The organism is Halomonas flagellata (assembly GCF_022487945.1).
GTDB lineage: Bacteria > Pseudomonadota > Gammaproteobacteria > Pseudomonadales > Halomonadaceae > Halomonas > Halomonas flagellata.
Map to the genome: position 1 here is coordinate 1 of NZ_JAKVPY010000017.1, position 24,856 is coordinate 24,856.

Below are 24,856 nucleotides of genomic sequence, written 5' to 3' on the forward strand. Positions count from 1 at the left end.
CGTTGCCGTCGAGCGCCATGTCGAGGATGAAGGGCTGGCCCTCCTCGAGGTCCACGGCGCCGTCGCGGAAGCGGGCGATGCGGATCTTGGGCCCCTGCAGGTCGCCCAGCGCCGCGACGCTGCGGCCCAGGCGGGAGGCGGCTTCGCGCACCTGCACGAGGCGGCGACGGTGGTCGTCGGGCGCGCCGTGGGAGAAATTGAGGCGTACCACATCGACGCCGGCGGCGATCATCGCCTCCAGCACGCCGTCGCGGTCGCTGGCCGGGCCCAGGGTGGCGACGATCTTGGTGCGGCGGATGGGATCGTGCAGCGGTGTGCTCGACATGTCGGGCTCCTCCGGTGGGGCTGTGTTGTTGTCGGGGTACGATAGCGCCTTTCTGGTAAGTTTACTACATAAAGACGCGTCATGATGCGGCGATGTCTCTGCCTGATCACGCAGATGAATCGATGCATCTAGTCGAACTATCTCCGTATGGTGCGGCATTCCGGTGAAATTCGCGTCTTGGCCATGGCAGAACCATATGTTGTAAAGTTACTAAAAAATACTTGAGTCTTTTTGTCGACTGGTCCACATTAAGGGGCAGATGAGCCGCAGGCCGTTACGCAGGGACGAGATCGACGCCGGTCGCCAAGCCTGGATGCCTCCGCCAATCGGCTCAGCCACGACCCACCAGACGCCACTGGAGCGAGAGGAAAGACGCCATGACGCTCAAGATCGCCATCAACGGCTTCGGCCGCATCGGCCGCAACGTGCTTCGCGCCCTTTACGAGAACGGCTACCGCAATCGTGTGCAAGTGGTCGCCATCAACGACCTGGGCGATCCCGCCCTCAATGCCCATTTGCTGCGTCACGACACCGTGCACGGCCACTTTCCCTTCAAGGTAGAACATGACGAGGAGAGCCTGAGCGTGGATGGCGACCGCATCACCATCCTCTCCGAGCGCGACCCGGCCGCCCTGCCCTGGAAGTTGCTGGACATCGACCTGGTGATGGAATGCACCGGCCTGTTCACCAAGCGTGCCGCCGCGGCCAAGCACATCGAGGCCGGCGCCCAGCGGGTGCTGATCTCCGCGCCCAGCCCCGACGCCGACGCCACCGTGGTCTACGGCGTCAACGAGGACGTGCTGACCGCCGAGCACAAGGTGGTCTCCAACGCTTCCTGCACCACCAACTGCCTGGCCCCGGTGGCCCAGGCCCTCAACGAGGCGGTGGGCATCGAGAACGGCCTGATGACCACGGTGCACGCCTACACCAACGACCAGAACCTCTCCGATGTCTACCACAGCGACCCCTACCGGGCGCGCAGCGCCACCCACTCGATGATCCCGACCAAGACCGGGGCCGCGGCGGCGGTGGGGCTGGTCCTGCCCGAACTCGCCGGCAAGTTCGACGGCCTGGCGGTGCGGGTGCCGGTGATCAACGTCTCGCTGGTGGACCTGGTGTTCACCGCCAGCCGCGACACCACCAAGGAAGAGATCAACGCCATCGTCGCCAAGGCCGCCGAGGGCTCGCCGGTGCTGGCGGTCAACGCCCAGCCGCTGGTCTCCATCGACTTCAACCACGACGCCAACTCCTCGACCTTCGACGCCAACCACACCCGGGTGAACGGTCGCCTGGTCAAGGTGATGGCCTGGTACGACAACGAGTGGGGCTTCTCCAACCGCATGCTCGATACCGCCCTGTCCATGCAGGCCGCGAGTGACGCCAAGCGCGACGCCGCCTGATGCGGTGACTTGACCACGCAGGTTGGTATGATCGAACGCCGGGGCGGCACACCGCCCCGGCATTTTCGTGTCTGTCATGCCCGTTTCGCCGCAAGGATGCCCGATGCTGCCCGACTACTCCTGGCTCGCCTGGACCCTGATCGTGACCTCCACCTACCTCACCGGCGTCTCCAAGGGCGGCTTCGCCGGCGGTTTCGGGACCCTCTCGGTACCGCTGATGGCGCTGGCCATCGGGCCCATCGAGGCGGCCGGCCTGCTGCTGCCGCTGTTGCTGGTGATGGACGCCTTCACGGTCAAGGCCTGGTGGGGCCGGCACGATGGTGCCGAGGTGCGCCGCCTGGTGCCGGGGCTGGCGGTCGGCGTGGTCATCGGCACCCTGCTGGCCGGCACTCTCGACGAGAACGGGGTGCGCCTGCTGCTCGGCGTGCTCTCGCTGCTGTTCGCCGCCTATATGCTGCTCAGGCCGGCGGCCGGGCGGCCCATCTCGCCGCGCTGGGCGCTGCCGGCCGGTACCGGCTGCGGCTTCACCAGCTTCCTGGCCCATGCCGGGGCGCCGCCGCTCAACCTCTACCTGATCCCCCGGCGTTTGCCCAAGGAGACCTTCATCGCCACCAGCGCGCTGGCCTTCGCCGCGGTGAACCTGATGAAACTCGGGCCCTACCTGTGGCTCGGCGAGATCAATATCACCAGCGCCTGGGCCTCTCTGCTGCTGGTGCCGGTGGCCTGGTTCGGGGTGCGCAGCGGCCTGTGGCTGCAGCAGCGGGTCAGCGAGGCGCTCTTCTATCGCCTGGTGATCCTGGCCATGGCCATCGTCGGCGTGCAACTGGTGGCCAAGGCGCTGGGGTGAAAAAGAACGCTGCCACACCGGGTGGTGTGGCAGCGAAAGGGAGCGCGACGATGATCGGTATCAGGCGGTCTTGTTGCGCTTGCGCTGACGGTACTGGTCGATGATGACCGCGGCGACGATGATCGCGCCCTTGACGATGTCCTGATAGTAGGCATCGACGCCCAGGAAGGTGAAGCCGCTGAGCATCACGCCCAGGATCAACGCCCCGATCACGGTGCCGGCGATACGTCCCACGCCGCCGGCCAGGCTGGTGCCGCCGATGACGGCTGCCGCGATGGCATCGAGCTCGTACATGATGCCCATGCCCGCCTGACCGGTGCCTGCGCGGGCCGAAGCCACGACCCCGGCGAGGCCGGCGAGCAGGCCGGCGATGGAATAGACCATTATCAGGTGGCGGCGCACATTGATGCCGGAGACGCGAGCGGCCTGGGGGTTGGCGCCGATGGCATAGGTATACTTGCCGTAGCGGGTGTACTTGAGCGCGATATGGAAGATCACGGCCACGGCGAGGAAGATGATCACCGGGTTGGCACCGGAGCCGATCCAGGTGAACTCGTCGGTCAGCATGCTCACCGGCTGACCCTCGGTGTAGGCGCGGGCAAGGCCGCGGGCGCTGACCATCATGCCCAGGGTGGCGATGAAGGGGGGGATCATGGCGAAGGCGATCAAGGCGCCATTGATCAATCCCGCCAAGGCCCCGACCACTAGCCCGGCGAGCAAGGGGATGAACCATGGCAGGTCGGTGAGCGCGGGGTAGACGGCGCGCAGGTAATCGGACTGCTGTGCCAGGCTGGCGGTGACCATGGCGGTCAGGGCGAGTACCGAGCCCGACGACAGGTCGATGCCGCCGGTGATGATCACCTGGGTCACCCCGATGGCGATGACACCGATGATTGACACTTGCAGGATCATGATCAGCAGGCGCTGGGGGTTCATCAGGAAGGAGTCGCCACGCACGACCCAGCCGAGGATCTCGAAGAGCACCGCGATGCCGATCAGCACCAGCAGGATGCTCACCTCGGTGGGAATGCGTTTCTTGCGTTTCTTGACCACCTCCAGGTGCTGGGTGGTCTCGGGGGTGTCGGTTGCATTAGCCATGTTGATTCACCTGTAGTTGTCTGTCGCGGCAGGAGTCATTCCTCGACGACCGGCGGCTCCACCGGCGATGAGGCGAGTTCCATGATGTTGACCTGGTTGGCCTCGGCCCGGTCGAGGAAGCCGGTGACCTTGCCTTCGTGCATGACCATGATGCGGTCGCTCATGCCGAGCACTTCCGGCAACTCCGACGAGATCATGATCACCGCCACGCCCTCGCCGGCGAGCTTGCTGATCAGCTTGTGGATCTCGGCCTTGGCACCCACGTCGATGCCGCGTGTGGGTTCGTCGAGGATCAGGATGCGTGGCTTGGTCATCAGCCAGCGGCCGATCAGCACCTTCTGCTGGTTGCCGCCGGAGAGGTTGCCGATGCGCTCGTCGAGGCTGGGGGTCTTGACGCGCAGGAGCTCATTCATGGTGTCGCACTCGTGGTCGAGGCGACCCTGCTGGACGAAGGTGCCCCGGGTGTAGCCGTCGCGCAGTACGGCCATCTCCATGTTCTCGATGACCGACAGGTTCAGGAACAGGCCAGTCTCCTTGCGGTCCTCGGTGAGCAGCGCCAGGCCGCGCAGCATGGCCTGGTGGGGCGAGCTGATCACGGTTTCCTGGCCGTCGATGGCGATGGTGCCCGCGGTGGGTGGGGTCACGCCGAACAGCGTCTCGGCCACATTGGTGCGCCCGGAGCCCATCAGGCCGGCTATGCCGAGGATCTCGCCGGCGCGGACCTCGAAGCTGATGTCCTCGAAGACACCCTCGAGGCCGAGGTTGTCCACCGAGAGCACCACCTCGCCGATGGGCACCTCCTCCTTGGGGAACATCTGGGAGACTTCCCTGCCGACCATCAACTGGATGATCGCGTCGGAATCGAGTTCACTGGCCGGCGCGGAGTGGATGAACTGGCCGTCGCGGAACACCGAGATGTCGTCGGCGATCTCGAACACCTCGTCCATCTTGTGGGTGATATAGATGATGCCCTTACCCTGGGCGCGCAGGTCGTTGATGATCCGGAACAGGTGTTCGACCTCCCGGTCCGTGAGCGCGGAGGTGGGCTCGTCCATGATCAGCACGTCGGACTCATAGGAGACCGCCTTGGCGATCTCGATCATCTGGCGCCCGGCCACCGTGAGGTGGCGCACCTCGGTTTCCGGGTTCATGTCGATACCCAGGCGCTCGAACAGCGCCTCGGTCATCTGGTGCATGCGGTGGTGGTCGACCAGGCCGATAGCATTCAGCGGCTCACGGCGGATCCAGATGTTCTCGGCGATGGTCATGAACGGCATCAGGTTGAGCTCCTGATGGATCATGGCGATGCCGGCCTCCAGGGCATCGAGTGGGCCATTGAGGGTAAGCGTCTTGCCGTGGAGGCGCACCTCACCCTGGTCGGGAATGTAGATGCCGGCGATGATCTTCATCAGGGTGGACTTGCCGGCGCCGTTTTCGCCCATCAGGGCATGCACGGTGCCCGGGCGGACCTTGAACTGGACGTTGTCCAGCGCCACCACGCCGGGAAAGGTCTTGCGGGCGTCCACGACCTCGAGCAGGAGCTCGGCGGTGTCGGGGGTCAGGTCTTCGGCGGTCATTGTCGCCATGCTGTGTCCTCCGGAGGCTTCGAGGCCGGCCCGCCGCTCGACGGCGGGCCGAACACCTCATTTATCGGCAAGGAATTCTTCAAGGGTCTCGGGGGTGACCAGCTCGAAGGGCACCAGGGTGATGTTGTCGACCTCCTTGCCCTCGGCCAGCGCAATCGCGGCCTTCACGGCACCGCCGCCCTGGCCGACCGGGTCCTGGAAGACGGTGACGGCCAGTTCGCCGCGCTGCATCGAATCCAGGGCATCGCGAGTGGCATCGATGCCGCCTACCAGGATGTCCTGCGGTGAAATGCCCAGCTGGCGCATGGCGTTGAGGGCGCCGATGGCCATCTCGTCGTTGTTGGCGGCGACGGCATCGATCTGCTGGCCGCCGACGATCCAGTTGGTCATCAGGTCGATGGCTTCGGTGCGCTGGTAGTCGGCCGGTTGTTCCTCGACGATCTCGATACCGGGATACTCGGCGGCGACTTCCTTGACCCCGTCGGTGCGTTGGTGCGTCGCCCCCGAGGAAAGCTCTCCCAGCATGATGGCGACCTTGCCCTCGCCGCCGAGCTTCTCGGCCAGGGCCTTCATCTGCATCTCGCCGGAGATCTTCTGGTCCGAGCCGACGAAGACCACGCCGTCATGGTCGAGATCGTTGCCCTCGGGCTGACGGTTGACGTAGACCAGCGGGATGCCGTTCTCCACGGCGACCTCGGTCATGCTGCCGGTGGCGGCGGTGTCGACCGGGTTGATGATGATGGCATCGACGTCCTTGGCGGCAAGACTCTGGGTCTGACTGATCTGGCGACCGATGTCGCCCTGGGCGTCCAGGAACTGAATATCGTAGCCCTGGGCCTGGGCCTCGGCTTCCATGGCGTTGCGCATGGTGGTGAGGAAGTTGTCGTCGAACCAGGCAACAGAGACGCCGATGGACTGGGCCATGGCGGAGGAGGTGCAGGTGGCAAAGATGGCGGCACCGAGCAGTAGGCGTTTCATCATTGAGTCTCCTGAAGTGAACCGTTGTTGTGGTTGTCACCGGCCGGGGGTTTCGGACCGCGGCCGGCAGGGTGGAGCGTGAGGTCTCGTCTACCCACGTAATGGAATATAGATTCCATTGCGTGGCTTTGCAAAAAATACGTTCTATACTTTGGTATAAATGGAACCCCTGTTCCTCCCCCGTTGGGGTTGAGGTTCAAAAAAATACCCCGCCGAAGCGGGGCGAAGAGACGTCAGGACGGAGAGTCCGACGGTGCAGGCGGAGAGCCCGCTCACTGCTTGACGATCCACTCATGGGCCGGGTCGTTCTGGAACTTCCACTTGCGCTTGGGGCCGGCCATCACGTTCAGGTAGTAGAGCTCGTAGCCGTGGGGCGTGCCGGCGGGGTGATAGCCGCGGGGCACCATCACGCAGCAGCCGTCCTCCACCGCCATGGTCTCGTCCAGGGAGCGGTCGTCGGTGTAGACCCGCTGGAAGGCGAAGCCCTGGGAGGGGTTCAGGCGGTGGTAGTAGGTCTCCTCGAGGATCGACTCCTCGGGCAGGTTGTCCACGTCGTGCTTGTGCGGCGGGTAGCTGGACCAGTTGCCGGCCGGCGTGTAGACCTCCACCACCAGCAGGCTGTCGGCCGGTTCGGTCTCCGGCAGGATGTCCTGGATATGGCGGGTATTGGTGCCGGTTCCCCGAGTGCTGCGCTTGACCTGGTCCGGGGTGATCAGGCGCGGGGCGTGATTGCCCTTGCCCGGGGCGCTGCACACGGCCAGTTCGAGGTCGGTGGTGGCTTCCACGCTGAAGCTCACGCCATCCGGCAGGTAGACGGCATAGGGCGGTATCTTCTCGAAGATATCCATGCGCTCGCCGATGTCCTCCCAGCGGTGCTCGCCGCTGGTCACGGTGGCGTGACCCGACAGCAGCACCAGGCAGTGCTCGCGGTCACCGGTGTTGGCCTCAAGCCCCTGGCCCTTCGCCAGTTTGTGCACGCGAAAGCCCACATGGTCCCAGCCGGCGGATTCGGGGGTGACTTCCAGCACCTTGCCTTGGGCATCGGGCGCGTGGGGGCGTACCAGTAGGGATGTCATCGTGTGCCCTCCTCTTTGGGGAAACGGTATGGAATAGGTTGTCGGCTCTTCAGCGAGTCGCCGGGGTGTCCTCCCGCTCGGCCTCGTCACGGGCCTTGTCCTGGCGCACCCCAAGGGAGATGGCCAGGGTCTGGCTGAGGCATAGCGAGGCGGTCAGGCCGCGAAAGCTCTTGACCTCGGCCTCATGCACCACCAGCGAAACATCGGCCAGGAGCGCCAAGGGGCTCAGGCTGGAGTCGGTGATCACCACCAGCGGGATGCCACGACGCACGGCTTCCTCGGCGGCGTCGCGGGATTCCTGGGCGTAGGGTGAGAAGCTCACCACCAGCAGGGCATCGCGGGGGCCGATCGACTTCAGCTGCTCGGCATGCATGCCGCCCAGGGCGTTGACCAGGTGAGTGCGCTTGTCGATGTGGTGCAGCGCATAGGTGAAATAGTTGGCCACCACGAAGCTGCGCCGTGCGCCCATCACATGCACGATCTCGGCCTGCTCGAAGATGTCCAGCGCCTGTTCCAGGCTGCGTGGATCGATGCGGCTCGGCAACTGGTCGAGCACCTCGCGGTTGGCTTCGGCGAACTCCCACAACAGCTGAGTGCTGCCGGGTGTCTCGCCGGTGGCGGTGCGCACGGCATGGATGCGCTCGGTGTAGTTTGGCAGTTCGTCCACCAGGCGCGCCCGGAACAGCTGCTGCATCTCCGAGAAGCCCTTGAAGCCGAAGCTGTTGGCGAAGCGGATCAGGGTGGAGGGCGTGACGCCGGCCTGCTCGGCCAGCTTGGCCACCGTGGCGAAGGCGACCTGCTGCGGATGGTCGAGCAGGAAGCGCGCCGTCTGCTGCAGCCGTCGGCTCAGCGAGGGGTAGTCCTCGGTGATGCGCGCTTCCAGTTCGGTGAAGTCCCGTGGGGTCTGGGTCATGGTGTCCGCCTCTATGATCTACCGGCCAGCGACGTCTCGACGCCGACTTCGCATCTTGAAACCACTCTAGCCTTTCTGGAATAAAAATTCTATTGATACGTTAGTATAGAACGGTGAGTCCCTTCCTGGCCAACGGCCGCCATGACCGAGGCGCTGACCCGTCGAAATCTGCTGCTTTGGTCGTAGAGCGCAGGGCAGGCCACGGCTCGCCACCCACTGATATGACTATCAAGGTGTTGATTGTTCGATAAAAAAACCTGCCTCTCGGGACGTCGAAACGAATCTCAAACGAAATATTCTGTTTATTGCCTTATCGGAATGATTGTTCTAGCCTTCATGTCATCCAGCACGCCGCCCGGTGTTGCGCCAACGCTGGTTCACGCACGACCACGAACAAACCGTCACTGAGCGGCCACCCGCTTCTCGCGGGATACCAAGCCGCCTCGACCATCAACAACCCATGACCAAGGGTGGATATATCGATGTCCAAGCCATCACTCATGTTTTCCCTGAATCACATGGTCTGTCCGCGCTGGACGCCACAGCAGCTGATCGAGACCGCCGCCGAGATGGGCCTGGGCGCAGTGGAGCTGCGCAATGATGTCGGCACCAACAGCATCATCGAACTCGAACAGGCCCGCGCCGCCGGAGAGCGCGCCCGGGAGCTGGGCATCGAGGTGCTGAGCATCAATGCCCTGTACCCCTTCAATATCTGGAACGAGGAGCGCGCCGCCCAGGCCGAGAAACTGGCGCAGCTGGTCGATGCCGCCGGCGGCCGGGGGCTGGTGCTCTGCCCGCTGGTGGATGGCGACTACAGCGCCTCCGCGGAAGAACGACGCGCCGGCCTCGAGCAGGCGCTGACCGCCCTGGACGACATCCTCGGTCGCTACGACCTGCAGGGCTTCGTCGAGCCGCTGGGCTTTCCCATCTCCTCGCTGCGCACCAAGGCCGAGGCGGTGGAGGCGATCCGCTCACTGGGCCTGGCATCGCGCTTCGGCCTGGTCCACGACACCTTCCATCACCAGGGGGCCGGGGAGACCGCCTTCTTCGCCGAGCGCACCGGGCTGGTGCATATCTCCGGCGTCGAGGACCCCGAGCTGAGCTTCGATGACATGCTCGACGAGCACCGCCTGCTGGTCGGCGAGCGCGACCGGCTGGACAACGTCGGCCAGCTCCGGCAACTGCTGGCGGATGGCTATGACGGCTACGTCTCCTTCGAACCCTTCGCCGAGTCGGTGCATGCCCTGACGGATCCGGTTACCGCCCTGCGCGACAGCATGGACTTTGTCCAGGCCGGCCTCCAGCGCTGATCCATCAACCTACCGGAGGATCCTGATCATGAAGATCGCCCTCGACCCCTTCATGCACCGTCATGTGCCCCTCGATGACCTGCCCCGGCTCGCCGCCGACCTGGGCTACGAGTATATCGAGCTCTCCCCGCGTGCCGACTTCCTCGACTGGTTCGTGCATCCGCGGGTCTATCCCCAGCGCCTGCAGTCCTTCAAGAAGTCGCTCCGCGACCACGGCGTCCAGCTCTCCTCCCTGCTACCCATGTATCGCTGGGCGAGTCCCCACGAGGACGAGCGCCAGGCGGCGGTGAAGTACTGGAAGCAGGCCATCGAGATCGCCGTGGAGCTGGGCGTCGACACCATGAACTCCGAGTTCGGCCGTGGCCCGCACCCCGAGCGGGGCAGTTGTTCCAGCTGCTGCCAGGGCGGGGCGACCACCGAGTCCAGCGAGGCCTCCTGGTGGCGCTCCATGGAGGAGCTGGTGCCGATCTTCGAGCGCGAGGGGATCCAGCTCAACGTCGAGCCACATCCGGATGACTTCGTCGAGACACTGCACCCCGCGGTGGACATGATTCGCACCATCAATTCCGACAACGTCAAGTTTCTCTACTGTGCGCCGCACACCTTCCACTTCGGCGACGACATGGAACAGATGATCCGGGACTGCGCGCCGGTGCTGGCCCATGTCCACGTGGCCGACACCTTCAACCACAAGGCCTCCTCCGGGCTGCGCTACATCATCAACCCGCCTGGCTCCACCGCCCGGGTCCACCAGCACCTCAACATCGGTGAAGGCGAGGTGAACTGGGACCTCTTCTTCAAGACCCTGGCCGACGTGGGCTTCGACGGCATCATGACCGCCTGCGTCTTCGCCTGGGAAGAGAAGGCCGAGGAGTCATCACGCTTCATGCGCAACGAGATCCAGCGCTACGTTGACAAATACTGGAAATAATTCGGAGAGAGCAACATGACAATCAGAATCGGAGTCATCGGCACGGGGATGATCGGCGAGGAGCACTCCCGTCGTATCACCCAGAATCTCACCGGCGGCGAGATCGTCGCCGTCACCGACGTCAACCAGGACCAGGCCCGGGCCGTGGTCGAGCGCCTGGGGCTCGCTGCGAAGGTATATGAGGACGGCCAGTCGCTGATCCAGGCCGACGACGTGGATGCCGTGCTGGTTACCTCCTGGGGCCCCACCCACGAGGAGTACGTGCTGGCGGCCATCGCGGCAGGAAAGTACGTGTTCTGCGAGAAGCCGCTGGCGACCACCGCCGAGGGCTGCCGCAACATCATCGATGCCGAGATCGAGGCGGGCCGCCGCCTGGTCCAGGTCGGCTTCATGCGTCGTTACGACAGTGGCTACAACCTGATGAAGGAGGCCATCGATGCCGACCGGTTGGGCGAGCCGCTGATGATCCACGCGGCCCACCGCAACCCGGAGGTGCCGGAGCGCTATGTCACGCCCATGGCCATCCACGACACCCTGATCCACGAGCTGGACACCTTCCGCTGGTTGCTCGACGACGACTACAAGAGTGCCCAGGTGATCTTCCCGCGCAAGACGCGCCACGCCCACAGCAAGGTGGAGGATCCGCAGATCGTGCTGCTGGAGACCGTCAAGGGCGTGCGTATCGACGTCGAGGTGTTCGTCAACTGCCGCTACGGCTACGACATCCAGTGCGACGTGGTGGGCGAGGAGGGCATCGCCCGCCTGCCCGAACCCCAGAGCCTGACCTTCCGCCAGGCCGGGCAACTGTCCTGCGAGATCCTCCAGGACTGGAAGAAACGTTTCAACGACGCCTTCGACGTGGAGCTCCAGGGCTTCATCGACGGTGTCGCCGCGGGCGAGGTAACCGGCCCGTCGTCTTGGGACGGCTATGCCGCGGCCATTGCCGGTGACGTCTGCGTCAGGGCCCAGGAGAGCGGCGCCATCGAGGCCATCGAGATGCCCGAGCGCCCGGCCTTCTACGCCTGACGAGGTCGTCTTCCGTTGGCGTGACAGCGAGCCCCGGGTCCGACGGTCCGGGGCTCTGTCGTTGGTCGGTAACCTACGACCAAAGATGGATGAATCATCTTTTCCATTTGTTGAATAATTGGAATCTTCGTTCTATTATGGGCTCAGTTGGAACACAAGAACTGACGAAACGGTAAACCAGCCGGCGGTGCCCGCAGCGTGATCCAGGATCGACCGGGCATGCCCGCACAGGCCAACAGTAGGATGCGATCCCATGAAAGACACCAAGACACTGGACCTGATCTGCCTGGGGCGCGCTGCCGTCGACCTCTATGGTGAGCAGATCGGCAGCCGCCTGGAGGACATGAGCGGCTTCGCCAAGTACCTGGGCGGTTCCTCGGGTAACATCGCCTACGGCACCGCCCGCCTGGGCCTCAAGTCCGCCATGCTGACCCGGGTGGGCGACGAGCACATGGGGCGCTTCGTGCGCGAAGAACTGGCCCGCGCCGGCGTCGACACCAGTCATGTGGTGACCGACAAGGAGCGCCTCACCGGCCTGGTGATCCTGGGGATCAAGGACCGGGACACCTTCCCGCTGATCTTCTATCGCCAGGACTGCGCCGACATGGCCGTCGACAGTGGCGATTTCAGTGCCGAGTTCATCGCCTCCAGCCGGGCGCTGCTGATCACCGGCACCCACTTCTCCACCGAGCAGACCTACCAGACCAGCAAGACCGCCATCGAGTACGCCAAGGCGGCGGGCACCAAGGTGATCCTGGACATCGACTACCGGCCGGTGCTGTGGGGGCTGACCACCCTGGGCGACGGCGAGACCCGCTTCGTCTCCGACGAGGGCGTCAGCCGCCACCTGCAGACCATCCTGCCGGACCTGGACCTGGTGGTCGGCACCGAGGAGGAGGTGCATATCGCCGGTGGCAGTACCGACACCATCACGGCGCTCAAGGCGATGCGAGAGCTGACCGATGCCACCATCGTGCTCAAGCTCGGCGCCCAGGGGTGCACGGTGCTCGACGGGGCGATTCCCGACAGCGAGGACGATTTCGAGGTGCACACCGGCGTGCGGGTGGACGTGCTCAACGTGCTGGGCGCCGGCGACGCCTTCATGAGTGGCTTCCTGCGGGGCTGGCTGCAAGGTGAGTCCCATGCGCAAAGCTGTGCCTATGCCAACGCCTGCGGTGCCCTGGTGGTGTCGCGCCATGGCTGCGCGCCGGCCATTCCCAGCGCCGAGGAGCTCGACGACTACCTGGTGCGTGCCGAGTCGATCCCGCGGCCGGACCTCGATACGCGCTTGAACTACCTGCATCGGGTGACCACCCAGCGCACGCCCATCGAGTGGAAGGACCTGTGCATCCTGGCCTTCGACCATCGCAAGCAGCTCTTCGACATGGCTCGCGAGGAGGGCGCCGACCCCTCCCGCATCAAGACCCTCAAGCGATTGCTGGTTCAGGCCGCCGAGCGCGGCAGCGAACACCTGGGCGACAGCCAGGTCGGGGTGCTGATCGATGATACCTATGGCCTGGATGCCCTCAACGACGTCACCGGTCGCGGCTGGTGGATCGGCCGCCCCGTGGAACTGCCCAGTTCGCGCCCCCTCGAGCTGGAAGGCGGCCGCAGCATCGGTTCGCGGCTCAAGACCTGGCCGCGCGAGCATATCGTCAAGTGCCTGGTGTTCTACCATCCCGAGGACCAGGTCCAACTGCGTCGCGACCAGGAGCGCCAGGTGATCGAGCTCTATCGCGCCTGCTGCGAGTCGGGCCACGAGCTGCTGCTGGAGATCATTCCGCCCCGCGACCTGGCCAGCGACGACGACACCTTCCTCAACGCCATGCAGCGCTTCTACAACCTGGGCGTGCAGCCCGACTGGTGGAAGCTGCCGCCACAGACGCCGGCCGCCTGGCAGCGCATCACCGACCTGCTCGCCGCGCGGGCTCCCCACTGTCGCGGGGTGGTGATGCTGGGCCTGGATGCGCCGGTCGAGGAGCTGAAGAAGGGCTTCATGGACAGTGCCGGCTTCGGTGTCTGCAAGGGGTTCGCGGTGGGCCGCACCATCTTCGGGGAGCCCAGCCGGAAATGGCTGCGCGGCGACTATGATGATCGGCAGCTGATCGAGGCCGTGGTGGTCAACTACCGCGAGCTGGTGGACACCTGGAAGGCGCGGCAGCGCGCCGCCTGAACGCACGGGCCCCGGGTGCCCGGGGCAGGGCAACGACTCCTGATCAAGGGCGAAAGACCATGACAACCATTCGACTCACCATGGCCCAGGCCGTCATCCGCTACATGATGGCCCAGAAGGTCGACATCGAGGGCGAGATCAAGCCGCTGTTTCCCGGGGTCTGGGCGATCTTCGGCCACGGCAACGTGGCCGGCCTCGGCGAGGCGCTCTACCAGGTACGGAACGAGCTTCCCACCTATCGCGCCCACAACGAGCAGGGCATGGCCCATGCGGCCATCGCCTACACCAAGACGCTGAACCGGCGCCAGGTGATGGCCTGCACCGCCTCGGCGGGGCCGGGGTCCACCAACATGGTCACCGCCGCCGCGGTGGCCCACGTCAACCGCTTGCCGGTGCTCTTCCTGCCGGGCGATACCTTTGCCACCCGCATGCCCGACCCGGTGCTGCAGCAGGTGGAGAGCTTCCACGACCACACCCTGACCACCAACGACTGCTTCAAGCCGGTGAGCCGCTTCTTCGACCGCATCACCCGCCCCGAGCAGCTGCTCACCTCGCTGCCCCAGGCGGTGCGCGTGCTCACCGACCCGGTGGAGTGCGGCCCGGTCACCCTGGCGCTGCCCCAGGACATCCAGACCTTCGCCTTCGACTATCCGGCGCACTTCTTCGACGAGCAGGTGCACCGGCCGCGTCGCCAGGCCGCCGACCGCCGGGAACTCGAGGATGCCATCGCGCTGATCCGCCAGGCGAAGAAGCCGCTGGTCATCGCCGGGGGCGGGGTGCACTACTCGGGTGCCCTTGACGAACTGGACGCCCTGGTCTCCCGTTACCACCTGCCGGTGGGCGAGACCCAGGCCGGCAAGGGTGCACTGCCCTGGGATCACGAGCAGAACCTGGGCACGATGGGCGTCACCGGCGCGGCCTCCGCCAACGCCCTGGCCGCCGAGGCCGACCTGATCATCGCCGTGGGCACCCGCCTGGGCGACTTCGCCTCCGGGTCGCGCGCCATGATCAACCCCGAGGCCAGACTCTTGTGTCTCAACGTCGCCTCCTTCGATGCGGTCAAGCACAAGGGGCAGGCACTGGTGGGCGATGCCCGCCTGACCCTGCCGGAGCTGACCGCAGGCCTGGAAGACTGGCAACCCGAAGGCAGCTGGATCGAGCAGGCCGCCGAGCTGCGCGCCGACTGGAACCAGACCGTGGAGCGCGTTACCGCCGATCGCGGCAGCGACCTGCCCTGTGACGCCGAGGTGGTGGGGGCGGTGAACCGCGCCGCCGGCGAACGCGACATCGTGGTGTGTGCCGCCGGCGGCCTGCCCGGCGAGCTGCAGAAGCTGTGGCGCACCCGCTTCCACCGCGGCTACCACATGGAGTACGGCTACTCCTGCATGGGCTACGAGCTGGCCGGCGGCCTGGGCGCCAAGATGGCCATGCCCGACTCCGAGGTCTTCGTCATGGTCGGCGACGGCTCCTACCTGATGCTCAACTCCGAGATTGCCACCTCGGTGATGCTGGGGCACAAGATCATCGCCGTGGTCCTCGACAACCGTGGCTACGGCTGCATCCACCGCCTGCAGCAGTTCTGCGGCGGCCCCGGCTTCAACAACCTGCTCGACGACTGCCTGACCGTGGAGGGCGGCGCCCCCAAGACCGACTTCGCCGCCCATGCCGCGGCGCTGGGGGCCCGCAGCGAGCAGGTGGGCAACATCAAGGAGCTCGAGGCGGCACTGGAACGCGCCAAGGCCTCCGCGACCAGCTACGTGATCGCCATCGACACCGATGCACTGGCCGATACCCAGGACGGCGGCGCCTGGTGGGACGTGGCGGTGCCCGAGGTCTCCGAGCGCAGCGAGGTCAAGGAGGCCCGAAAGCGCTACGAGGCCTACAAGGCTCGCCAGTTCCAGAATCTTTAATCGATACACACCGACTTAGGAAACGCTGAATAAATCGGCGAGCGGGATGAAGCACAAGGCGCCCGCAGCGCAGAACCGAGCGAAGCGACAAACAGCCGTAGGCTGGCCCCGAAGGGGCGAGAAGCCGAAGGCTTCGAGTCCACCGGAGCCTATGCGGTACTAGGTGAGGATGTCGAGGCTAGGCCCGTTCCCTACGGGCCAACGCACTTCCCACATCCGTGTGGGTCGCAGCGCGCAACGCAGTGATTCGCCCGCGCAGACATTTATGCAGTGTTTCCCTACAGGAGTTCGCCATGAGCGTAAGACTGGGCATCAACCCGCTGACCTGGACCAACGACGACATGCCCTCGCTGGGCGGTGATACGCCCCTCGAGGTTTGCCTGTCCGAAGGCCGCGAGGCCGGCTTCTCCGGCTTCGAGCTGGGCCACAAGTTCCCTCGCGACCCCGAGGTGCTGGGGCCGATCCTCGACAAGCACGGCCTCTCCCTGGTCTCCGGCTGGTACAGCAGCGAGCTGCTGACCCGCAGCGCCGAGGAGGAGATCGAGGCGCTCAAGCCGCACCTGCACCTGCTCAAGTCGCTGGGCGCCACGGCGATGGTGTTCTGCGAGGTCACCCACTGCGTGCACGGCCAGCGCGACGTGCCGCTGTCCCATAGCCCGAGCATGAGCGAGGCGGAGTGGCAGACCTTCATCCCGCGCCTCAACCGGGTGGCCGACTACTGCCTGGAGCAGGGCGTGCAGATCGCCTATCACCACCACCTGGGCACGGTGATCGAGACGCCCGAGGAGATCGACCGTCTGATGGCCGAGACCCGCCCGTCGGTGGGGCTGCTGCTCGACTCCGGGCACCTGGTCGGCGCCGGCGGCGATCCGGTCGCGGTACAGAAGCAGTACGCCGAGCGCATCGTTCACGTGCACTGCAAGGACATCCGCAAGGAGGTGCTGGCGGATGCCCGCAATCGCGACCTCAGCTTCCTGGACGGCGTACTCAACGGCATGTTCACCGTGCCGGGCGACGGCTACATCGACTACGTGACCCTCTTCCAGGGGCTGCGCGAGAGCGGCTACGAGGGCTGGGTGGTGGTCGAGGCCGAGCAGGACCCCGCCGTGGCCCACCCGCTGACCTACGCCCGCCTGGGTTGCGACAGCCTCAAGCGCTTCTGCGCCGAGGCCGGGCTGAGCATCACCGAATAAGCCGATACACGATAAAAGAGGAGCTCCCTACATGAGCATTCTGGGTAACTACATCAATGGCCAGGCCGCGGCCAGCCAGAGCGGCCGCACCGCGCCGGTCTACAATCCCGCCACCGGCGAGCAGAGCCTGCAGGTGGCGCTCTCCAGCGCCGCCGAGACCCGCGAGGCGGTGCGCGTCGCCCATGAGGCCTTCGCCGGCTGGGCCAAGGTCACGCCGCTCAAGCGTTCGCGGATCCTGTTCAAGTTCAAGGAGCTGGTGGAAACGCACGCCGACGAGCTGGCGCGGCTGATCTCCAGCGAGCACGGCAAGGTGTTCTCCGACGCCAAGGGCGAGGTGACCCGCGGCCTGGAAGTCGTCGAGTTCGCCTGCGGCATCCCGCACCTGCAGAAGGGCGAGCACTCCATGAATGTGGGCACCGGGGTGGACAGCTACTCCATGATGCAGCCGCTGGGCGTGTGTGCCGGCATCTCGCCGTTCAACTTCCCGGCGATGGTGCCGATGTGGATGTTCCCCATCGCCCTGGCCTGCGGCAACACCTTCGTGATGAAGCCCTCCGAGAAGGATCCCTCCACCTCCATCCGCCTGGCCGAGCTGCTCAAGGAGGCCGGCCTCCCCGATGGCGTGTTCAATGTGGTCAACGGCGACAAGGAGGCCGTCGACGTGCTGCTCACCGACGAGCGCGTCCAGGCGGTGAGCTTCGTCGGCTCCACCCCCATCGCCGAGTACATCTACGCCACCGGCTCTGCCCATGGCAAGCGCGTCCAGGCCCTGGGCGGCGCCAAGAACCATATGGTGATCATGCCCGACGCCGACCTGGACCAGGCCGTCGGTGCGCTGATGGGGGCCGCCTACGGCTCCGCCGGCGAGCGCTGCATGGCGATTTCCGTGGCCGTGCCGGTGGGCGAGGAGACCGCGAGCCGACTGCGCGAGAAGCTCGTCGAGCAGCTCCAGAAGCTGAGCGTCGGCCCGGGCATCGTCGACGGCCCGGACCACGACATGGGCCCGCTGGTCACCCGTGAGCACCTGGAGAAGGTCAAGGGTTATATCCAGGTCGGGGTGGACGAGGGCGCCGAGCTGGTGGTCGACGGCCGCGAGGCGGTGATCGAGGGCGCCGGCGACGGCTTCTTCCTCGGCGGCTCGCTGTTCGATCACGTCAAGCCGGGCATGCGCATCCACCGCGAGGAGATCTTCGGCCCGGTACTGGCCATCGCTCGAGCGGAGAGCTTCGACGACGCCGTGGCGATGATCAACGACCACGAGTTCGGCAACGGCACCGCCATCTTCACCCGCGATGGCGACGCCGCCCGCCAGTACTGCGAGCAGATCCAGGTGGGCATGGTTGGCGTCAACGTGCCGATCCCGGTGCCCATGGCCTTCCACAGCTTCGGCGGCTGGAAGCGCTCGCTGTTCGGTCCGCTGCACATGCACGGCCCCGACGGCGTGCGCTTCAACACCCGCATGAAGACCATCACCCAGCGCTGGCCCAGCGGTATCCGTGAGGAGACCAACCACTTCACCATGCCGACGCACTGATCATCGATCGGATATTGGTGTGACCGCGAACGCCGGGGCTCAAGGCCCCGGCGTTTTTATTAGAAACGTTCCATCCCGCTTGATGGCTCCGAGCCTTTCGATGCTGTGTTCCGCCCCCTTGCCGGTGGGGGCGGGATCACCCCGACAGAACCGGTGAGCCTATTCGGCCGTCGCCAGCAGGCTGGCGTTGCCGCCCGCGGCGGTGGTGTCGATGCACAGGTGGCGTTCCACCACGTAGCGCTCCGGCGCGATGGTCTGGGTCTCGAGCGACACGATGGGGCCGTCGCGCGCGGCGAGCGCGAGGCGCAGGTCGCGGGTCCAGTCGCTGGCGCCAGAAGCGGCCACCGCCGCGATGCCCTGGACCGCGCTCAGCGTCTCGGCCGTGACGCGGCCGTCGCGCGCGGCGACGGGCGCCCCGGCATCGACCAGCGGCCGCACGGCCGGTACCGCACCCGGTGCTGCGAGCACCGCCGCACAGCCCGCGCCGAGCGCCTGCACCGCCTGGGCGATGGCGATGTCGAGCGTCGGCCCGAGGCAGAGGACCGGGCCCTTGGGATAGAACGACAGCCGGTTGCTTTCCCCCGTCGGCCCCGGCAGCGTCTGCGGCGTCATGTCCAGGGCCGCGGTCTCGGCGAGCGCCTTGCGGATCACGCCGCGTTTACCGGAGAGCGCCTTGCGCAGCACCTCGACCCGGTCGGGGCGCGCCGCCCAGTTGCGCGGGTCCAGGCCGTCGAGGGCCGACTGGAGATCCCCGAGCGCCACGGCGGCGTCCTGGGGCGCCTCGTGGCGCTCGGCGGTGGCGGTGCGGCGAAAGCGGTTGACGTAGAGCGGGCCGCCGGCCTTGGGCCCGGTCCCCGACAGGCCCTCGCCCCCGAAGGGCTGGGAGCCGACGATGGCGCCGATCTGGTTGCGGTTGACGTAGATATTGCCGACATGGAGGCGTTCGACGATCTGCTGCACGCGGTCGTCGATCCGGGTATGCAGGCCGAAGGTCAGCCCATACCCCTTGGCATTGATCGCGTCGACCACCTTGTCGATGTCCCGCGCCTTGAAGGTCGCCACGTGCAGGACCGGGCCGAAGATCTCGCGCTCGAGATCCTCGATGCCCCCGACCTCGACTACGGCCGGGGTGACGAAGGTGCCGACGTCCGGCGCGGGCAGCGTCTTCAGCACCTTGCCGGCCTTCTGCTGCGCCGCCACGTAGGCGGCGATGTCGGCCTGGGCGTCGGCGTCGATCACCGGCGAGACGTCGGTGTCGGTGTTCCAGGGGTCGCCGATGGTGAGCGCGTCCATGGCGCCGTCGAGCATCGTCAGCAGCCGCTCGCGCGCCTCTTCCTGGACATACAGCATGCGCAGCGCCGAGCAGCGCTGGCCGGCCGACTGGAAGGACGAGATCAGGATATCGCGCACCGCCTGCTCGGTCAGCGCCGTGGAGTCCACGATCATGGCGTTCAGCCCGCCGGTCTCGGCGATCAGCACCGCATCCGGCCCGGCATTCTGCGCCAGGGCCTGGTGGATGATCTGCGCCACCTCGATCGAGCCGGTGAAGCAGACGCCGGCGATCCGCGGGTCGCAGGTCAGCGGCCCGCCCACCGTCGGCCCGTCGCCGGGCAGCAACTGCAGCGCCGCCTCCGGCAGCCCGGCCTCGCGCATCAGCTCGACGGCCCGGGCGGCGATCAGCGGTGTCTGCTCGGCGGGCTTGGCGAGCACCGCGTTGCCGGCCGCCAATGCCGCGGCGATCTGGCCGGTGAAGATGGCCAGCGGAAAGTTCCACGGGCTGATGCAGACGAAGATGCCGCGGGCGCCGCCGGGCGCTTCCGCCTCCAGCCGCTCGCCCTCGTTGGCGTAGTAGCGCAGGAAATCCACCGCCTCGCGCACCTCGGCGATGCCATCGAGAATCATCTTGCCGGCCTCGCGGGTGGCGATCGCGGTCAGCTCGGCGATGTGCTGCTCGTAGAGGTCGGCGATTCGGCGCAGCACCTCGGCCCGCTCGGCCACCGGCCGCGCCGACCAGTCGCGGTAGCCGTCCTCGGCGGCGTCGAGCGCGGCCGCGACCTCGGCCGGCGTCGCCTCATGCACCCTGCCGACCAGGCGCGAGCCGTCGGTGGGGGACAGGGCATCGCGGGCCGGTCCCTGCGGTGCCGGGCTTCCCGCCAGCATGGGCCCGGCGGTCCAGGTCGTGTCGGCGAATTCCTCGCGCGCCGCCAGCAGCGGCAGGATCGAGGCGGGTTCGTTGATCCGGTAGCCGCGGGAGTTCTTGCGCTCGGGGGCGAAGAGCTCGCCGGGCTGGCGGATCAACGGGCTGGCGATGGCGTCGCCGAGGCGCTGCATCCCGGCCACCGGATCCTTCGAGACCTCGCTGGGGGGAATCGAGTCGTCCACCACCTGGTTCACGAACGAAGAGTTCGCCCCGTTCTCCAGCAGGCGGCGTACCAGGTAGGCCAGCAGGTCACGGTGCGCACCGACCGGGGCATAGATCCGGCAATGCGTGCCCTCCGCCTGCTTGACGATATGGTGCAGCGATTCGCCCATGCCGTGCAGGCGCTGGAACTCGTAGCTGTCCTTGTCGTCGCCCGCCATGGCGACGACGGCGGCGCAGGTATGGGCGTTGTGGGTGGCGAACTGCGGATAGATGCGGTCGCGCCGGTCGAGCAGCAGCTGCGCGCAGGCCATGTAGCTCACATCGGTGTTGACCTTGCGGGTGAAGACCGGGAAGGTCTCGACCCCCATCTCCTGCGACAACTTGATCTCGGTGTCCCAGTAGGCGCCCTTCACCAGCCGCACCATGATCCGGCGGTCGAGCCGCTCGGCCAGCTCGTAGAGCGCCTCGATCACCGGCGCGGCGCGGCGCCCGTAGGCCTGCACCACCACCCCGAAACCGTCCCAGCCGGCGAGACCGGGGTCGGAGAGCAGCGCCTCGATCACGTCGAGCGACAGGTCCAGGCGGTCCTGTTCCTCGGCGTCGATGTTGAAACCGATATTGGCCTTGGCCGCCTGCTGCACCAGCTCCAGGGCGCGCGGCAGGAGCTCGGCCATCACCGTATCGCGGTGGGTGGTTTCATAGCGCGGGTGCAGCGCCGAGAGCTTCACCGAGATCCCGGGACTTCCGCGCACGTCGCCCTTGGCCTGCTTGGCGATGGCGGCGATCGCCGTGGCATAGGCCTGGTGATAGCGCCGTGCGTCGGCGTCGGTGCGCGCCGCCTCGCCCAGCATGTCGTAGGAGTAGGTGTAGCCCTGCTTCTCGAGCTCGCGGGCATTCTTCATGCCCTCCTCGATGGTCTGGCCGAGCACGAACTGGCGGCCGAGGACCTTCATCGACTGACCGACGGCGGTGCGTACCACCGGCTCGCCCATGCGGCGCACCAGGCCGCGCAGCGCCCGCACCGGGCCCTTGGGATCCTCTTCCAGCACCTTGCCGGTCAGCATCAGCGCCCAGGTCGAGGCGTTGACCATCGACGACGAGGACTTGCCCAGGTGCGCGCCCCAGTCGGACGGCTCGATCTTGTCATGGATCAGATCGTCGATGGTCTCCGCATCGGGCACGCGCAGCAGCGCCTCGGCCAGGCACATCAGGCCGACGCCCTCCTCGGTCGAGAGCCCGTATTCGGCCAGGAACGCCTCCATCATCGAGGGCGAGGTTTCCTGGCGCACGCGCTCCACATAGTGGGCGCCGACCTCGGCTACCCGGCGGCGGTCGTCCTCCGACAGCGTGATGCGTTCGACGAGCCCACGCAGCACCTCGGCCTCGTCGGCTGCATAGTGGGCACGGATGCGCGCCCGCGGTTCGCTCACAGTGCCATGGTGGCGCATTGTTACTTCGCTCATGGTCGATCTCCCCTTGTCACCTGGAACACAGCGTCGATGCGCCAACTCGGATTTGTCGTTCTTGTCGAAAGGTCATTATGTAGCTTAGGTGTCCCGGCTCAGGTTGCGCCCACCGTCTCCAGCGCCGGGATGGCGACACCGAGATCCTCGGTGGCGATGCCCACGCCCTTGAACAGGGTGATCCCGACCTTGGCTTCGCGTCCGGAGACGTCAGCCAGGGCCTCCCAAGGTAGCGCCTCGGTCGCTTGCTCGGACTCGAGCTTCATGTCAACCTCGTTTCAACGATGTTGTCATGCCAGTCTAGGCAGAGCATCGACCGGACTCTTGATCCAGACTCCTGAGCCGTTGCTCGAGACTCCGCACTCTTGCTGCCCGAGGAAGGCCCATGTCCCAGACCCTGGCTCGCTGCAACCGCATTGCACGCCACTCGGGAGAGCATTGCCATTCCTATCCGCAACTGCTGCTGGGGTGGCGTGGCGTCCTGGACATTGAATTCAGCCCCGGCGGAGAGCACCTCGAACTGGGCCGGGCGGCGATCCTGCCGCCCAGCGAGCACCATCTTTTCCGGGGAGGCGACGACAGCTGCGAGATCCTGGTCATCGATCTCGACACCGATGACCCCTGCCTGGCGTCACTGGAGCAGAGCTGCGCCCTGCAACTGCGCGAGTCCCTGTTCGCGACGCCCAAGACCCTCAGCCTGCCGCCCACCTTGATCCCCATGGTGGAGCTGGCCACACGCCAGTTGAAGGCGGACAAGTCCACGGCGCAGTCCGCCCTCCTCAACCACCAACTGGCCATCCTGTTCGTCAGCCAGCTCAGTGAGCTACTGGCGTTGGGTCATACGGAGACCCGAGGCCAAGGGCGACTCTCCGCGACACTTCTCGATAGCTTGATCGACGAGCGCCTGACGACGCCTCCCGATAACCAGCTGCTGGCCGATGCCTGCCATCTCAGCCAGAGCCAACTCCACCTGCTCTGCCTGCGCGATTTCGGCGTCACTCCGCAGCAGTATGTCATGAACCGGCGTTTACGCTGGGCGCGTTTCTGGTTACGCGAGACGCCGCGCCGGGTAAGTGAAATCGCCTTCGACCTGGGCTTTTCCGGGGTGTCGAGCTTTTCACGAGCCTATCGGCGCAGGATGGGCTATTCACCGAGTGAGGAGCGCAGAAGCGCAATGCATCCAGATAGATGCAACGCGGACACCTTACCTGGCCGGATGCCATCGGCGTGATGGGCCCGGAGGCCGGAAGAGGTCTCGACATCCAACCGTTTTCGCGGCGGTCTTGTCACGCCGAGCCACTACGGAACCGGCCGGCTTGGTGTGCCCTCCTTCACCGCTGAAAGCGCGTCACACGATAAGGCTCGAGGTCCAGGGCGGGGGGCTCCCCCATCACCAGGGCGCCGACGAGTTCTGCCGTGATCGCCGCCTGGGTGAGGCCGAGGTGCTGGTGGCCGAAGGCGAAGTGCACCGCCGGGTAGTCCGGGTGGGTATCGATCACCGGCAGGGAGTCGGGCAGCGTCGGCCGGAAGCCCATCCACTCCTCGGCACCGTCATCGAGGCCGGTGGGGTCGCGCAGCAGCGCCTCGGCATGATGGCGCAGGGAGGTGTAGCGGCGCTTGACCGGGGGCAGCGCCAGGCCACCGAGCTCGGTGAAGCCGACCACCCGCAGGCCGCAACGCATCGGCGTCATCACGAAGCGGCGTTCCGCCGAGCCCACCGGCTGGCGCAGCGCTTCCCCCCGCTGGGGCAGCGTGAGGTGATAGCCGCGCTCGGTCTCCAGCGGGATCGACAGGCCGAGCCCGGCGGCCAGCCGATGGCTCCAGGCCCCCGCGGCGACCACCGCCTGGTCCGCCTCCCACTCCCCCGCATCGGTGTGAAGGCGTACGCCTTCGCCACGCGGCTCGAGGCGCTCCACCTTCGTCTGGCGGATAACCCCGCCGCGGGCCTCGAACGCTGCGGCCAGGCGCCGCACCAGGGCATAGGGGTCGCGCACCTGGTGGGCGCCGGGGAAGTAGAGCCCGTGGCTCAGCTCGCCCGTCAGTCCCGGCTCGCGCTTGCGTAGCGCCGCCGCCTCGAGCCATTCCACCTCATACCCCCAATGGCGCAGGTGTGCCATCTGCGCCTTGGCCGCCGCCCGGCCTCGGTCAGACTCCCAAACCAGGAGATACCCCGAGGCCACCAACTCCTCCTCGGCCCCGATATCAGCCAGGCAGCGCTGCCAGGCGGCCACCGCCGCCCCGTTCAGGGCCGCCAGTGCCTGGCGCCCCTTGGCGACCTGGACGGGGCGGGCGGCGGCGATAAAACGCATCAGCCAGGGCGCCAGCCGTGGCAGGTAGCGAAGGGGCAGGGCCAGGGCCCCGTGGGGGTCGAACCACAACCGTGGCGCCTTGCGCAGGGTGGCCGGCGTCGACAAGGGGTCGATCAACTCGGTGGCCAGGAAGCCGGCGTTGCCGTAGGAGGCGCCTTCTCCCGGCCCCTGGGGATCCAGCACGCTGACCGTATGCCCCTGGCGCTGCAGGGCCAGCGCGGTGGTCATGCCCACCACGCCGGCGCCGACCACCGCAATCCGGCAAGGGAAGGCGGCCTGGCTCATGCCTGGTCCTCCACCATGGCCGCGCCAGCCGGTGCCTCGGGCTCGGCCCGCCGGGAGAACCAGCCGAGCAGCGCGATGGGGATCAAGGCCAGCGGCAGACGCGGTACGGGGATGTCGGGGACTGCGTCGTCTTTCAT

General features: G+C 66.6%; 20 protein-coding genes. 10 read left to right on the top strand and 10 right to left on the bottom strand.

What is annotated here, in order from left to right; genetic code table 11:
• Positions 1-325: pyruvate kinase (locus tag MKP05_RS14035; RefSeq protein WP_240568872.1), on the bottom strand; the 325-nt coding region annotated here is incomplete at its 3' end.
• A 377-nt stretch (positions 326-702) separates the two neighbouring features.
• Here MKP05_RS14035 and gap point away from each other — a divergent pair.
• Both gap and MKP05_RS14045 read left to right on the top strand, forming a co-directional pair.
• The gene (gene gap / locus MKP05_RS14040) at positions 703-1,725 is read left to right on the top strand and encodes a type I glyceraldehyde-3-phosphate dehydrogenase (protein WP_240568874.1); all 1,023 of its coding nucleotides are present in this window, start codon (positions 703-705) and stop codon (positions 1,723-1,725) included.
• 103 nt (positions 1,726-1,828) lie between these two features.
• Positions 1,829-2,572 (top strand): sulfite exporter TauE/SafE family protein, encoded by a 744-nt coding sequence (locus MKP05_RS14045; protein ID WP_240568876.1) that lies wholly within the window; start codon positions 1,829-1,831, stop codon positions 2,570-2,572.
• Between the two features lie 60 nt (positions 2,573-2,632).
• Here MKP05_RS14045 and MKP05_RS14050 read toward each other — a convergent pair whose 3' ends face one another.
• From MKP05_RS14050 to MKP05_RS14070, 5 genes are all read right to left on the bottom strand, one after another.
• Positions 2,633-3,670, bottom strand: a complete 1,038-nt coding sequence (locus MKP05_RS14050; protein WP_240568877.1) for an ABC transporter permease — start codon at positions 3,668-3,670, stop codon at positions 2,633-2,635.
• 35 nt (positions 3,671-3,705) lie between these two features.
• Positions 3,706-5,256 (bottom strand): sugar ABC transporter ATP-binding protein, encoded by a 1,551-nt coding sequence (locus MKP05_RS14055; RefSeq protein WP_240568878.1) that lies wholly within the window; start codon positions 5,254-5,256, stop codon positions 3,706-3,708.
• 57 nt (positions 5,257-5,313) lie between these two features.
• On the bottom strand, positions 5,314-6,234 hold the full coding sequence (locus tag MKP05_RS14060) for a sugar ABC transporter substrate-binding protein (RefSeq protein ID WP_240568881.1): 921 nt from the start codon (positions 6,232-6,234) through the stop codon (positions 5,314-5,316).
• A 272-nt stretch (positions 6,235-6,506) separates the two neighbouring features.
• The gene (gene iolB, locus MKP05_RS14065) at positions 6,507-7,310 is read right to left on the bottom strand and encodes a 5-deoxy-glucuronate isomerase (protein WP_110285480.1); all 804 of its coding nucleotides are present in this window, start codon (positions 7,308-7,310) and stop codon (positions 6,507-6,509) included.
• A 49-nt stretch (positions 7,311-7,359) separates the two neighbouring features.
• Positions 7,360-8,223 carry a MurR/RpiR family transcriptional regulator gene (locus MKP05_RS14070; RefSeq protein ID WP_240568883.1) on the bottom strand — a complete coding sequence of 288 codons (864 nt, stop codon included), beginning with the start codon at positions 8,221-8,223 and terminating at the stop codon, positions 7,360-7,362.
• 482 nt (positions 8,224-8,705) lie between these two features.
• Here MKP05_RS14070 and MKP05_RS14075 point away from each other — a divergent pair, with 482 nt between their 5' ends.
• From MKP05_RS14075 to MKP05_RS14105, 7 genes are all read left to right on the top strand, one after another.
• A complete protein-coding gene (locus tag MKP05_RS14075) occupies positions 8,706-9,533 on the top strand; it encodes a TIM barrel protein (RefSeq protein ID WP_240568885.1) in 828 nt (275 codons plus the stop codon).
• A gap of 28 nt (positions 9,534-9,561) precedes the next feature.
• Complete coding sequence (locus tag MKP05_RS14080) at positions 9,562-10,464, top strand: sugar phosphate isomerase/epimerase family protein (protein WP_240568887.1); 903 nt, start codon at positions 9,562-9,564, stop codon at positions 10,462-10,464.
• Between the two features lie 15 nt (positions 10,465-10,479).
• Positions 10,480-11,490 carry a bifunctional inositol 2-dehydrogenase/D-chiro-inositol 1-dehydrogenase gene (gene iolG / locus MKP05_RS14085; RefSeq protein WP_240568889.1) on the top strand — a complete coding sequence of 337 codons (1,011 nt, stop codon included), beginning with the start codon at positions 10,480-10,482 and terminating at the stop codon, positions 11,488-11,490.
• 253 nt (positions 11,491-11,743) lie between these two features.
• Positions 11,744-13,663, top strand: coding sequence for a bifunctional 5-dehydro-2-deoxygluconokinase/5-dehydro-2-deoxyphosphogluconate aldolase (locus MKP05_RS14090; RefSeq protein WP_240568891.1), 1,920 nt, complete (start codon positions 11,744-11,746; stop codon positions 13,661-13,663).
• A 59-nt stretch (positions 13,664-13,722) separates the two neighbouring features.
• Positions 13,723-15,573 (top strand): 3D-(3,5/4)-trihydroxycyclohexane-1,2-dione acylhydrolase (decyclizing), encoded by a 1,851-nt coding sequence (gene iolD / locus MKP05_RS14095; protein WP_240568894.1) that lies wholly within the window; start codon positions 13,723-13,725, stop codon positions 15,571-15,573.
• Between the two features lie 293 nt (positions 15,574-15,866).
• Positions 15,867-16,766, top strand: coding sequence for a myo-inosose-2 dehydratase (gene iolE / locus MKP05_RS14100; RefSeq protein WP_240568896.1), 900 nt, complete (start codon positions 15,867-15,869; stop codon positions 16,764-16,766).
• A 31-nt stretch (positions 16,767-16,797) separates the two neighbouring features.
• Positions 16,798-18,300, top strand: coding sequence for a CoA-acylating methylmalonate-semialdehyde dehydrogenase (locus MKP05_RS14105; protein WP_240568898.1), 1,503 nt, complete (start codon positions 16,798-16,800; stop codon positions 18,298-18,300).
• Between the two features lie 159 nt (positions 18,301-18,459).
• Here MKP05_RS14105 and putA read toward each other — a convergent pair whose 3' ends face one another.
• Together putA and MKP05_RS14115 are read right to left on the bottom strand one after the other, a co-directional pair.
• Positions 18,460-22,125, bottom strand: a complete 3,666-nt coding sequence (gene putA, locus MKP05_RS14110; protein ID WP_240568900.1) for a bifunctional proline dehydrogenase/L-glutamate gamma-semialdehyde dehydrogenase PutA — start codon at positions 22,123-22,125, stop codon at positions 18,460-18,462.
• 98 nt (positions 22,126-22,223) lie between these two features.
• Positions 22,224-22,391 (bottom strand): hypothetical protein, encoded by a 168-nt coding sequence (locus tag MKP05_RS14115; protein ID WP_181422137.1) that lies wholly within the window; start codon positions 22,389-22,391, stop codon positions 22,224-22,226.
• 119 nt (positions 22,392-22,510) lie between these two features.
• On the opposite strand from MKP05_RS14115, the gene MKP05_RS14120 reads away from it, so the two are divergent.
• Positions 22,511-23,356, top strand: coding sequence for a helix-turn-helix transcriptional regulator (locus MKP05_RS14120; protein ID WP_110285468.1), 846 nt, complete (start codon positions 22,511-22,513; stop codon positions 23,354-23,356).
• 100 nt (positions 23,357-23,456) lie between these two features.
• On the opposite strand, the gene MKP05_RS14125 is transcribed toward MKP05_RS14120, so the two are convergent.
• Together MKP05_RS14125 and MKP05_RS14130 are read right to left on the bottom strand one after the other, a co-directional pair.
• Positions 23,457-24,719 (bottom strand): NAD(P)/FAD-dependent oxidoreductase, encoded by a 1,263-nt coding sequence (locus tag MKP05_RS14125; RefSeq protein ID WP_240568902.1) that lies wholly within the window; start codon positions 24,717-24,719, stop codon positions 23,457-23,459.
• Positions 24,716-24,856: a hypothetical protein gene (locus MKP05_RS14130; protein WP_240568903.1), complete on the bottom strand. Its 141-nt coding sequence runs from the start codon at positions 24,854-24,856 to the stop codon at positions 24,716-24,718. Before MKP05_RS14130 ends, MKP05_RS14125 begins: the two co-directional genes overlap by 4 nt.